This window comes from Streptomyces sp. NBC_01439, assembly GCF_036227605.1.
In the GTDB taxonomy this organism is placed as follows: domain Bacteria; phylum Actinomycetota; class Actinomycetes; order Streptomycetales; family Streptomycetaceae; genus Streptomyces.
Window position 1 is genome coordinate 3,442,208 of record NZ_CP109487.1, and the last position, 12,463, is coordinate 3,454,670.

Consider the following 12,463-nt stretch of genomic DNA (forward strand, 5'->3'; position numbering starts at 1 on the left):
GCTGTCGTACGGGGGTGGTGCGGGGATCGGGTCAGTGCGCGGCCGCGAGCTTGGCCGCGGAGTCCGTGTCGACACAGGCCTGGATGACCGAGTCGAGGTCACCGTCGAGCACCTGGTCCAAGTTGTACGCCTTGAAACCGGTCCGGTGGTCCGAGATCCGGTTCTCCGGGTAGTTGTACGTACGGATCTTCTCGGAACGGTCCACGGAGCGCACCTGGCTGCGGCGCACGTCCGAGGCCTCCTGCTCGGCGGCTTCCTGGGCCGCGGCCAGGAGCCGCGAGCGCAGGATGCGCATGGCCTGCTCCTTGTTCTGGAGCTGGCTCTTCTCGTTCTGGCAGGAGGCGACCACACCGGTGGGGATGTGCGTGATGCGCACGGCCGAGTCGGTGGTGTTGACGGACTGGCCGCCGGGGCCGGACGAGCGGTACACGTCGATGCGGAGGTCGTTCATGTTGATCTCGACCTCGACCTCCTCGGCCTCCGGGGTGACGAGCACGCCGGCGGCTGAGGTGTGGATGCGGCCCTGGGACTCGGTGGCCGGAACCCGCTGGACGCGGTGCACGCCGCCCTCGTACTTCAGGCGGGCCCAGACGCCCTGGCCGGGCTCGGTGGCGCCGTTGCCGCCCTTGGTGCGGACGGAGACCTGGACGTCCTTGTAGCCGCCGAGCTCGGACTCGGTGGCGTCGATGATCTCGGTCTTCCAGCCCACGCGCTCGGCGTAGCGCAGGTACATGCGCAGCAGGTCGCCGGCGAACAGGGCCGACTCGTCGCCGCCCGCGCCCGCCTTGACCTCGAGGAGCACGTCCTTGTCGTCGCTGGGGTCGCGCGGAACGAGCAGCAGGCGGAGCTTCTCGGTGAGCTCTTCGCGCTGTGCGGCCAGTTCCTTGGCCTCGGCAGCGAAATCGGGGTCGTCGGCCGCGAGCTCCTTGGCCGTCTCGATGTCCTCGGCGGACTGCTTCCAGGCACGGAAGGTCGCGACGATCGGGGTCAGTTCCGCGTAGCGCTTGTTCAGCTTGCGCGCGTTGGCCTGATCCGAGTGGACCGAAGGGTCGGCGAGCTTCTTCTCAAGATCGGCGTGCTCGCCGACCAATTCCTCGACCGCTTCGAACATCGGGGGACTCCTGGGGTGAAAAGTGCGAAGGACTGCAGGGGACGTGCCGGAACGACGACAAAGGCGCCGGTCCGGCCGCCCCCGAGTGGACAGGGGGCGGCCGGAGACCGGCGCCTGGGTCGCGCTACTTCTTGGCCGCACCCTTGCCGAAGCGCGCCTCGAAGCGGGCCACGCGGCCACCGGTGTCGAGGATCTTCTGCTTGCCCGTGTAGAACGGGTGGCACTCGGAGCAGACCTCGGCACGGATGGTGCCCTCGGTCAGGGTGCTACGGGTGGTGAACGACGCGCCGCAGGTGCAGCTGACCGCGGTCTCGACGTACTCGGGGTGAACATCGCGCTTCAAGGTGTCTCCTAGATTCGGGAGGGCGCCGGGTCGCAGGAAGCCGAATTGCGTACTGCGTGAACCGGGGCCGACAGACCAGTCTGCCAGGACCGGGCCGCCTGTCAAAATTCTGAGGACGCCTTCCTCAACGGCAGGGGGTCGCCGTCTATTCCGCACCGGTGCGCAGGCCCTGCGACCAGGGGTGCTACTGGACGATCGACCCGGCGGCGCTCTTGTCCCCGGAGGAGTTCACGGTGGCCTCGGCCGGGATCGGCCGGTCCGCCAGCAGGGCGTCCCACACCATCTTCGTCTCCTTGGTGAGCGGGGCCACGCGGTTCGGGTCGCGGGGGTCCGTGGTCACCGGCAGCGTGATCATCTGCATGTCCTGCGCGTCGATGCCCTGGAGCCCCTGGGCGAAGCCCATGAGGGACTTCACATCGCCGAGCGCCTTGTCGGTGGTGATCGCCTTGGTCGCGGAGTCGGCGATGCCGAGCAGCTTCTTGGGGTTGTCGAAGACCCCGATGCCCTTCACCTGCTTGATGAGCGCCTTGATGAAGGCCTGCTGGAGCTGTATTCGGCCCAGGTCGCTGCCGTCGCCGACGCTCTTGCGGGTGCGTACGAGGCCGAGGGCCTGCTCCCCGTCGAGCCTGTTGGTGCCGGCCGCGAGGTCGAGGTGGCTGGCACCGTCCTTGATCGGCTTGGTGGTGGTCACCTCGACGCCGCCGAGATTGTCGATGATCTTCTTGAAGCCGGTGAAGTCGACCTCTATGTAGTGATCCATGCGGATCCCCGACATCTTCTCGACGGTCTTAACCGCACAGGCGGCCCCGCCGACGGTGAACGCCTCGTTGAACTGGGTTCGCTGACCGCCGGGGTCGGTCTTGCCGCCGGACGTCGGGCAGGAGGGCCGGGAGATCATGGTGTCGCGCGGTATCGACACGACGCTGGCCTTCTCGTGGCCCTCGTACAGGTGGATGATCATCGCCGTGTCGGAGCGGGCGGAGCCGCCGTCGTCCTGGCCGTACTCGCCATTGGCGCCGCCCCGGGAGTCGGAGCCGAGGACCAGGATGTCCATGGAGCCGTTGTCGACGTTCTGCGGGCGGTCGGTGCCGAGGGCCTGGTCGAGGTCGACGCTCTTCAGGTTGCCGTTGAGCTTGAAGTAGAAGTAGCCGAGGCCGGCTCCGCCCAGCAGGACCACCCCCGCGGCGCTCCAGGCGGCGACGGCGACGGCCCTGCGGCGCTTCGCCGGTTTGCGGCGGGCGCGCCGGGCCGCGGCACGTCCGCCGTGCTCCTTGCTCTCCTCGGTCATGCTCTCCTCAGTCCTGTGTCCGGTCCCCTGGTCGTTCGGCCCGCCGTCCACCCCGCGGTTCCTCTGACACAGACGGGCGTACGCCGCGCAGGGTTCCATTCCCGCCCGAACCGCCCGGCGGGGGCGCAGCCGCGCCGCTGGGGCGCCCGTACCCAGGAAATCCGCCCGTACGCGCGACAGCCCCCGCCGCGGGTGCGGCGGGGGCTGTCGCGGTGATGCGCGAGCCGGACGTCAGTCGTCGTTCTTGCCCGACGGGGTCGTCTTCGCGATCTGCATCAGGAACTCGGCGTTCGACTTCGTCTGCTTCATCTTGTCGAGCAGCAGCTCGATCGCCTGCTGCGAGTCGAGCGCGTGCAGCACCCGGCGCAGCTTCCAGACGATGGCGAGCTCCTCCGCGTTGAGGAGGATCTCCTCCTTGCGGGTGCCCGACGGGTCGACGTCGACGGCCGGGAAGATGCGCTTGTCGGCGAGCTTCCGGTCGAGCTTGAGCTCCATGTTGCCGGTGCCCTTGAACTCCTCGAAGATCACCTCGTCCATGCGCGAGCCGGTGTCGACGAGCGCGGTGGCCAGGATGGTCAGCGAGCCGCCGTCCTCGATGTTGCGCGCGGCACCGAAGAAGCGCTTCGGCGGGTAGAGCGCGGTCGAGTCGACACCACCGGACAGGATGCGGCCGGAGGCGGGCGCCGCGAGGTTGTACGCGCGGCCCAGGCGGGTGATGGAGTCCAGCAGGACGACCACGTCGTGACCCAGCTCGACGAGACGCTTGGCGCGCTCGATGGCCAGCTCGGCGACGGTGGTGTGGTCCTCGGCCGGGCGGTCGAAGGTCGAGGAGATGACCTCGCCCTTGACCGACCGCTGCATGTCGGTGACCTCTTCCGGACGCTCGTCGACCAGGACGACCATCAGGTGGCACTCGGGGTTGTTGGTGGTGATCGCGTTGGCGATCGCCTGCATGATCATGGTCTTACCGGTCTTCGGCGGGGCCACGATCAGGCCTCGCTGACCCTTACCGATCGGCGACACGAGGTCGATGATGCGGGTGGTCAGCACGCCCGGGTCGGTCTCCAGACGGAGCCGGTCCTGCGGGTACAGCGGGGTGAGCTTCTGGAACTCCGGTCGGCCGCGGCCGGATTCGGGCGCCATGCCGTTCACCGAGTCCAGCCGCACGAGGGCGTTGAACTTCTCGCGGCGCTCGCCGTCCTTGGGCTGGCGCACGGCACCGGTGGTGTGGTCACCCTTGCGCAGGCCGGCCTTGCGGACCTGGGCGAGGGAGACGTACACGTCGTTGGGGCCGGGCAGGTAGCCCGAGGTCCGGATGAACGCGTAGTTGTCCAGGATGTCGAGGATGCCCGCGACGGGGATCAGCACGTCGTCGTCGGCGACCTGCGGCTCGCTCGGCGCGAACTCGTCGCGGCCACGGCGGCCACGGCGGTCGCGGTAGCGACCGCGCCGGCCGCGCCGGCCGTCCTCACCGTCGAAGTCGTCCTGGGGACCGTTGTCCTGGCGGTCCTGACGGCCCTGCTGACCCTGGCCCTGGCCGCGGCCGCCCTGCTGCTGACGGTCGGCGCGCTCCTGACGGCCGCCGCCCTGGCCGCCCTGTGCGCCCTGGCCCTGGCCGCCCTGACCCTGGCCGCCCTGGCCCTGGTCGTCGGCCTTGGCGCCGCGGTCACGGCGGTCGCGCTGACGGTCGGTGCGCTCGGCACGGTCACCGCGGTCACGGCGATCGCGACGACCACGGCCCTCGCCGTCCTGGCCCTGCGCCTGGCCGGCGGAGACCGCGGTGGCGGCTTCGGCCTTGGTCTCGGACGGGGCGGTGGCGGCGGGCGCGGTCTCGGTCTTCTGCTCGACCTGTACGGCGACGGGGGCCGAGGCCTCCGGGCTGCCGGAGGGAGCCGTGGCACGGCGGCGGCGGCGCTCGCCGACCGGGGCGTCATCTCCCCCGCGCTCGGCTTCGCTCGTGCGGGAGGGACCCCCCGCCGGCTGACCCGGGATCTCGATCTGCGCCTGCACTGCGGGCTTCTCGGCGGGCGCCTCGGCGGCGGCCTCACCCGTGCGGGCCTTGCTGGTGGCACGGCGCTTCGGCTTGGCCTCGGCGGTGGCTGCGGCGGTGGAGGCGGCGGCCTTGGGGGCACCGCTGCCCGCCTGCGCCTCCTTGATGACCTCGATCAGCTGGCTCTTGCGCATCCGCGCGGTGCCCCTGATCCCGAGGCCCGAAGCGACCTGCTGCAGCTCGGCCAGGACCATGCCGTCAAGGCCGGTGCCGGTGCGTCGACGCTTGGGTGCGGCGCCCGCGGCGGGGGCACTGGTGTCGACAGAGGTGTCGGCAGCGCCCATCAGATCGGTGGTGTCGCTCACGAAGGGTCCTTCCCTGGAGCGGACGTCGGCCTGTCTGGCTCGGCGACCGGTTGTGCTGTCCGACAGCAGTCCTTGGTGTGGACCGTGCCGGGGCGGTGGTCCGCCGGTAGAAGTACGGCGGAAGAAACGTGCATGGCTGGTTCCGGCGAGAAGCCCCCGAGCTGAAAGCGTGGGAATGTCACGCCGATTCCGGAGCGTGCTCGAAACTGCTGGAGGTGATCAAAGCAGTCGGGGAGGCTCCCGGAAGAAATGTGGTCCCGAATGGGGACACTGAGCACCGAGCCATAGCGGCTTCCGATGCGCACTTGAGACTAACACTACCGGATCCAATAGTTATTCCCCCTCTCAATCACCGGCAATCGCGCCCTTCCGTGCGGGCGGCCTGCCCCGGCCGCCCGCCCCTGACCGGCTGTGCACTCCGGGGAAGCGGGTCTAGCCGCCCTGGGTGCCCAGCGGAAGTACGCTCGCGCCCGCGGCGTCGAGGGCGAGCCGGTTGGCCGCCCACCCCTCGCCCGCGAGCTGCGCGACCTTGTCGGCCGCGCCGTTGTCGACCAGCGCGAGGACCGTGGGGCCCGCACCGGAGATGACCGCGGGGATCCCGTCCGCCCGCAGCCTGTTGACGAGTGCCACGCTCTCGGGCATCGCCGGGGACCGGTACTCCTGGTGGAGCCGGTCTTCGGTGGCCGGCAGGAGGAGCTCGGGACGCCTGGTCAGGGCTTCCACGAGCAGGCCCGCGCGACCCGCATTGACGGCCGCGTCCACGTGCGGGACGGTGCGCGGCAGCAGGCCGCGCGCCGTCTCCGTGAGGACCGGCTTGGAAGGCACGAAGACCACCGGAACGATGGATTCGGCGGGCTCCATCCGGATCGCCTTGGCGCTGCCGCCGTCCATCCAGGCGAGGGTGAAGCCGCCCAACAGGCAGGCGGCGACGTTGTCGGGGTGGCCTTCGATCTCAGTGGCGAGCTCCAACAGCGCCGCGTCGTCGAGCTTGGCCTCGCCGCCTATGGTCACGGCGCGCGCGGCGACGATGCCGGCGCAGATGGCGGCGGAGGAGGAGCCGAGTCCGCGGCCGTGCGGGATGCGGTTGGCGCAGACGACCTCCAGGCCCCGCGGCTGACCGCCCAGCAGGTCGAAGGCGGTGCGCATGGAGCGTACGAGCAGGTGGCTCTCGTCCCGCGGGAGGGTGTCGGCGCCCTCACCCGCGATGTCGATGTTCAGGCCGGAGTCGGCCACCCGGACGACTACGTCGTCGTAGAGCCCCAGGGCCAGACCCAGGGCGTCGAAGCCCGGGCCGAGGTTGGCACTGCTGGCGGGGACGCGCACCCGTACGGCGGCGGCGCGGAACGCTGGACCGGCCATCGTCCGATGACACTCCTTGTGACTGTGCGAGATCTTCGCTCTTCGCTGGCTCGCTGCGAATGTACTGGAGAACGTACGACACCCGAAGGCCCTCTGGGCAGCACCGCAGTCATATGCGCGGTGGCGGATGTGGGTACAGCGTATCGAAGGAAGGTTCTCTCGCGACATAGGGCGCACAGGAGGCGCACGATGCGTGTCGCGGACTTCAACCGACTTCGACCGACTTGAGCCGTATTTTTGTTGCCGTACGGGTGAGTTGCCGGGTTCCGAAGGATCTCGGGAAGGCCCCTGCGGGTGCTGCTCCACTACTGCGGGAGTGCCGCAGTAGTGGAGCAGCAGTGCCGTCAGACCAGGCCGAGGCGGACGGCGGCGGCTTCGGCGTCCACCGGAACGGTGACCGGCTGCGGAGCACCGGCGATCGCCCAGTCGGGGTCCTTCAGGCCGTTGCCGGTGACGGTGCACACGATCTTCTGACCCGGGTCGACCAGGCCCAGCTCGGCGGCCTTGAGCAGACCGGCCACCGATGCGGCCGAGGCGGGCTCGACGAAGACGCCCTCCTGCGAGGCCAACAGCCGGTAGGCGGCGAGGATCTGGCGGTCCGTCACCTCGTCGATGAAGCCGCCCGACTCGTCCCGTGCGGCCAGCGCGTAGTCCCAGGAGGCCGGGTTTCCGATCCGGATCGCGGTGGCGATGGTGTGCGGCTCCTTGACGACCTCGCCGCGCACGATGGGCGCGGAACCGGAGGCCTGGAAACCCCACACGCGGGGCGTACGGGTGGACAGGCCGTCGGCCTTGTACTCCTTGAAGCCCTTCCAGTACGCGGTGATGTTGCCCGCGTTGCCGACCGGCAGCACGTGGATGTCGGGCGCGTCACCGAGCGCGTCGACGATCTCGAACGCGGCCGTCTTCTGGCCCTCGATACGCACCGGATTGACCGAATTGACCAGCGCGACCGGGTAGTTGTCGGAGAGCGCGCGGGCCAGGTTCAGGCAGTCGTCGAAGTTGCCGTCCACCTGCAGGATCTTGGCTCCGTGCACCAGGGCCTGGCCCATCTTGCCCAGCGCGATCTTGCCGCGGGGCACGAGCACCGCGGAGACCATGCCGGCGCGCACCGCGTACGCGGCGGCGGAGGCCGAGGTGTTGCCGGTGGAGGCGCAGATGACCGCCTTCGCGCCCTCCTCCTTCGCCCTGGTGATCGCCATGGTCATGCCGCGGTCCTTGAAGGACCCGGTGGGGTTCGCCCCCTCGACCTTCAGGTGCACCTCGCAGCCGGTGCGCTCGGAGAGCACCTGGGCGGGAACGAGGGGAGTACCGCCCTCGCGGAGCGTCACCACCGGGGTCGTGTCCGTCACCGGCAGGCGGTCCCGGTACTCCTCGATGATGCCGCGCCACTGGTGGGTGCGATTGCTGCTCATGGGTCCTTACTCCCCTTCAACACGCATGATGCTGGCGACACCGCGGACGGTGTCCAGCTTCCGCAGCGCCTCGACGGTCCCGGAAAGGGCGGCGTCGGGTGCGCGGTGAGTGACGACGACGAGGGAGGCCTCCTTGCCGACCCCGTCCGGACGACCTTGCTGCCGCACCGTGTCGATCGACACGCCGTGCTCCGCGAAGGTGGTCGCCACCTGGGCGAGGACGCCCGGCTTGTCCGCCACATCAAGGCTGATGTGGTAGCGGGTGACGACGTCCCCCATGGGGCTGACCGGCAGCTGGGTGTACGCCGACTCGCCGGGCCCCGTTGCCTCGGCGAGCTTGTTGCGGGCGACGGCGACGAGGTCGCCGAGGACCGCGGACGCGGTCGGCGCGCCGCCCGCTCCGGGCCCGTAGAACATGAGCTGCCCGGCGGCCTCCGCCTCGACGAAGACCGCGTTGTACGCCTCGCGGACGGAGGCGAGCGGGTGGCTGAGCGGAATCATCGCCGGGTGGACGCGGGCGGTGACGGATTCGCCGTCGGCGGCGCGCTCCAGGATGGCGAGGAGCTTGATGGTGCAGCCCATGCGCTTGGCGGAGGCGAAGTCGGCGGCGCTGACCTCCGTCATGCCCTCGCGGTACACGTCGTCCAGCCGGACGCGGGTGTGGAAGGCGATGCCGGCCAGGATCGCGGCCTTCGCGGCGGCGTCGTAGCCCTCGACGTCGGCGGTCGGGTCGGCCTCGGCGTACCCGAGGGCCGTGGCCTCGTCGAGCGCCTCCTGGTACCCGGCGCCGGTGGAGTCCATCTTGTCGAGGATGAAGTTCGTCGTGCCGTTGACGATGCCCATCACGCGGTTGATCTTGTCGCCCGCGAGCGACTCGCGCATCGGGCGGACCAGCGGGATGGCGCCGGCGACGGCGGCCTCGTAGTAGAGGTCCAGCCCGGCCTGCTCGGCGGCGGCGTGCAGTGCGGCGCCGTCCTGGGCCAGCAGCGCCTTGTTCGCGGAGACCACGGAGATGCCGTGCTCGAAGGCGGTGGTGATGAGGGTGCGGGCGGGCTCGATGCCGCCGATGACCTCGATGGCGATGTCGATGTCACCGCGTTTGAGCAGGGCGGTCGCGTCAGTGGTGATCAGCGCCGGGTCGATGCCCTCACGGACCTTGGAAGGGCGGCGTACGGCCACGCCGGCGAGCTCCACGGGCGCGCCGATCCTCTGCGTGAGGTCGTCGGCGTGCGTCGTCATGATGCGAGCCACCTCTGAGCCGACCACTCCACAGCCCAGCAGCGCCACCTTCAGCGGACGCGTACGCATCATTCGACCTACGCCTTTCGATCTTCCATCAGTCCCCGTGCGGGCGGTTTGCCCGTCGGGTGGAACAAGTCTCACTCAATGGACAGCAGTTTCCATCCTCGGTCCATTGAGTGAGACACCTATTTCATCATCCGAGGTCGAGACGCAGGAGATCTTCCTCCGTCTCGCGGCGGACGATCACTCGGGCCTGTCCGTCGCGCACCGCGACGACGGGCGGGCGCAGCGCGTGGTTGTAGTTGCTGGCCATGGAGCGGCAGTACGCGCCGGTGGCCGGAACGGCCAGCAGGTCGCCGGGTGCGAGGTCGGCGGGCAGGAACGCGTCCTTCACGACGATGTCGCCGCTCTCGCAGTGCTTGCCGACGACGCGTACGAGCATGGGCTCGGCGGTGGAGGTGCGCGAGACCAAGGAGATGGAGTACTCGGCGTCGTAGAGGGCGGTACGGATGTTGTCGGACATCCCGCCGTCGACGCTCACGTAGGTCCGCAGGCCTTCCAGCGGCTTGATCGTCCCCACCTCGTACAGCGTGAACGCGGTCGGGCCGACGATGGCGCGGCCGGGCTCGACCGAGATCCGCGGGGCGCGCAGTCCGGCGCTCTCGCACTCGCGGGCCACGATCTCGGTGAGGGCCTTGGCGATCTCGTGGGGCTCGCGCGGGTCGTCGTTCGAGGTGTACGCGATGCCGAGGCCACCGCCGAGGTCGATCTCGGGCAGCTCCACCCCGTGCTCGTCCCGTACGGCGGCCAGCAGCCGCACGACGCGCTTGGCGGAGACCTCGAAGCCGGCCATGTCGAAGATCTGCGAACCGATGTGGGAGTGGACGCCGAGCAGCTCCAGCGAGTCGTGCCCGAGCGCCCGGCGCACGGCCTCGGCGGCGGACCCGTCGGCGACCGCGATGCCGAACTTCTGGTCCTCGTGCGCGGTGGCGATGAACTCGTGGGTGTGCGCCTCGACGCCGACCGTCACGCGGATCTGGACGGGCTGGCGGACGCCCAGCTCACGGGCGACGTGCGCGACGCGGGCGATCTCCTGGAAGGAGTCGAGCACGATGCGTCCGACCCCGGCCTCGACGGCCCGCCGGATCTCGCCCTCGGACTTATTGTTCCCGTGGAAGGCGATCCGCGCGGCGGGCATCCCGGCGGCGAGCGCGGTGGTCAGCTCCCCGCCGGAGCACACGTCGACGTTCAGTCCCTCTTCCTTCAGCCACTTCACGACGGCCTTGGAGAGGAACGCCTTGCCGGCGTAGAACACGTCGGCGTCGGGACCGAAGGCGTGCGCCCAGGCCCGGCAGCGGGCCCGGAAGTCCTCCTCGTCGAGGAAGTAGGCGGGGGTGCCGAACTCCTCGGCGAGCTCGGTGACTTCGATGCCGCCCACGGCGACGACCCCGTCGGCCCCACGCTCGACGGTCCGGGCCCAGACCTTCTCGTCGAGCGCGTTCAGGTCGGCGGGCGGCGGGGAGTAGTGCCCCTCGGGCAGGACGTCGGCGTGGCGGGGCCCGGCGGGGTGCGCGGAACGGCTCATCGGTATCTCTCTTCGCGGGTCACAAGCGTGTCGGTGCGTCTATGCCGAGCAGGGCCAGGCCGCCGGCCAGCACCGTCCCGGCGGCTTCGGCAAGAGCCAGCCGGGCACGGTGGGCGGCCGAGGGTTTCTCGTCGCCCTTGGGCAGGACGCGGTGCTGGAAGTCGAGCAGCGCGTCGGCCAGCTCGACGAGGTGCCGGGCGAGCCGCTCGGGCGCACGGTGGTGCGCGGCGGCTTCGAGGACGAGGGGGTGGTCGGCGAGGACGCGCAACAGGGCGGGCGCGTCGACCTCGCCGGGCTCGGGGCGGAACCCCAGCTGCTCGGCATTGCGTACGAGCGCGTGGGCGCGGGCACGGGCGTACCGCACCCGGAAGAGCTCGTTGCCCTCCCCCTGTACGAGCAGCTCGTCGCGGAACTCAGGGGTCTCGCGCGCGGGGGTGGTGAGCGCGGCCCAGGCGACGGCGTCGGCCCCGTACCGCGCGAGCACGTCCCCGTCCCGGCGGGCGACGGGCGCGACGCTCACGGCCGGACCGGGCAGGGCTCCCTGCAGGGCCTCGATCCGCGCGACGGCGGCCCGTACGAGGCGCTCGCGCAGCTCGCCGGACGGCGGATCCGGGACCTCGATCACCGCCACCGGGCGCACGTCACGCACCAGCTGGGCGGCGGAAACGGAACTCAGCGAAAAGTTCAGGAACCCGGCCCCGGTGACCTCGACCCGCTCGATCCCGGCCACACCGCCCAGCCGGCGGGCCAGTACCTCGGCCACCTCGGCCGGCCGCGCTCCGGCGCCCTTCGCGATCTGGAAGGCGACGGGGGTGGCGTACTCCCCCACCCCACCGGGCCGGGTCCGCTCGACCACGACCCGCGCGGGCACCGCCCCGCCCAGCTCACCGTCCTCGACGGCGCGGCGCACGGCGCTCACGACGCAACGGGAGAGGTCTGCGGGGGTCACGGGACCCAGCCTAGGGGAGACGCACCGTCATGGGTCGAAGGGTTTCGCCATGTGAACAGCGCCCTGGACGAGCGGGCCCGGCAAACGGGCCGCCCTACTGGAGGGGACCGCCCCTCCCCCTCCCGGCGGGCGCCCCTTCCCACCCGTCGTGCCGGTCCTTGCTCTCGATCAGCCGGCGCACGACCCGTACCAGCTCGGTGGGCTCGAACGGCTTCGCGAGGAAGGCGTCCACCCCGGCCGCGATCCCGGCCTCCACCTCTTGCTGCGTGCAGGCGCTGACGATGGCGACGGGGACGTCCCTGGTCCGCGGATCGGCCCGCAGCTGCGCGGCAGCCCCGAACCCGTCCAGCCGCGGCATGACCACATCAAGGGTGATCGCATCGGGACACACCTGATGCACGACGTCCAGACACTCGGCACCATCGTTCGCGGTCACGACCTCGAAGCCCTCCAGCTCGAGATTGACCTTGATCAGCTGCCGGATGACCTTGTTGTCGTCGACAACAAGCACCCGACCCGAGACGCCTGGCACAACTCGAGAGTAGGTCCGCGGGGGCCCCCGCGTCCGGGTTTTCGCCACTTCCACCCCCTGCGGGCGAACCACTCCCTCCTCCCCCGTAAAGCAGTTCCTGATCACCCCACGGAAGCTGGTAGTGTTCAACCCGTCGCCGCAACACCAACGACGCGCCCCCGTAGCTCAGGGGATAGAGCAACGGCCTCCGGAGCCGTGTGCGCAGGTTCGAATCCTGCCGGGGGCACTTCGCAGGAAGTGCCAAAGAGACCCTCCAAACAGTGTCATTACTGTTCGGAGGGTCT

Annotated in this window: 10 protein-coding genes and 1 tRNA gene; 1 reads left to right on the forward strand and 10 read right to left on the reverse strand. The window is 70.4% G+C overall.

From position 1 onward, the window contains the following. Positions 1-31 precede the first annotated feature (31 nt). The 10 genes from prfA to OG207_RS14850 all read right to left on the reverse strand — a co-directional run bounded on the left by prfA (position 32) and on the right by OG207_RS14850 (position 12,227). Complete coding sequence (gene prfA, locus OG207_RS14805) at positions 32-1,111, reverse strand: peptide chain release factor 1 (RefSeq protein WP_329099009.1); 1,080 nt, start codon at positions 1,109-1,111, stop codon at positions 32-34. 124 nt (positions 1,112-1,235) lie between these two features. Continuing rightward, positions 1,236-1,454 (reverse strand): 50S ribosomal protein L31, encoded by a 219-nt coding sequence (gene rpmE, locus OG207_RS14810; RefSeq protein WP_030008686.1) that lies wholly within the window; start codon positions 1,452-1,454, stop codon positions 1,236-1,238. Positions 1,455-1,638: 184 nt separating this feature from the next. Next, a complete protein-coding gene (locus tag OG207_RS14815) occupies positions 1,639-2,742 on the reverse strand; it encodes an LCP family protein (protein ID WP_329099010.1) in 1,104 nt (367 codons plus the stop codon). Between the two features lie 231 nt (positions 2,743-2,973). Beyond that, positions 2,974-5,097, reverse strand: a complete 2,124-nt coding sequence (gene rho / locus OG207_RS14820) for a transcription termination factor Rho (RefSeq protein WP_329099011.1) — start codon at positions 5,095-5,097, stop codon at positions 2,974-2,976. Between the two features lie 432 nt (positions 5,098-5,529). Then, complete coding sequence (gene thrB, locus OG207_RS14825) at positions 5,530-6,456, reverse strand: homoserine kinase (RefSeq protein WP_030008669.1); 927 nt, start codon at positions 6,454-6,456, stop codon at positions 5,530-5,532. Positions 6,457-6,800: 344 nt separating this feature from the next. Beyond that, positions 6,801-7,871 carry a threonine synthase gene (gene thrC / locus OG207_RS14830; RefSeq protein WP_329099012.1) on the reverse strand — a complete coding sequence of 357 codons (1,071 nt, stop codon included), beginning with the start codon at positions 7,869-7,871 and terminating at the stop codon, positions 6,801-6,803. Between the two features lie 6 nt (positions 7,872-7,877). Beyond that, entirely contained in the window at positions 7,878-9,182 is a 1,305-nt protein-coding gene (locus OG207_RS14835) for a homoserine dehydrogenase (protein WP_329099013.1), read from the reverse strand. Between the two features lie 124 nt (positions 9,183-9,306). Next, complete coding sequence (gene lysA / locus OG207_RS14840; protein ID WP_329099014.1) at positions 9,307-10,698, reverse strand: diaminopimelate decarboxylase; 1,392 nt, start codon at positions 10,696-10,698, stop codon at positions 9,307-9,309. 19 nt (positions 10,699-10,717) lie between these two features. Then, complete coding sequence (gene nrtL, locus OG207_RS14845) at positions 10,718-11,647, reverse strand: ArgS-related anticodon-binding protein NrtL (RefSeq protein WP_329099015.1); 930 nt, start codon at positions 11,645-11,647, stop codon at positions 10,718-10,720. 94 nt (positions 11,648-11,741) lie between these two features. Then, positions 11,742-12,227 (reverse strand): response regulator, encoded by a 486-nt coding sequence (locus tag OG207_RS14850; protein WP_402694959.1) that lies wholly within the window; start codon positions 12,225-12,227, stop codon positions 11,742-11,744. 106 nt (positions 12,228-12,333) lie between these two features. Here OG207_RS14850 and OG207_RS14855 point away from each other — a divergent pair. Continuing rightward, positions 12,334-12,405: transfer RNA gene (locus OG207_RS14855), tRNA-Arg, on the forward strand. Positions 12,406-12,463: the final 58 nt, after the last annotated feature.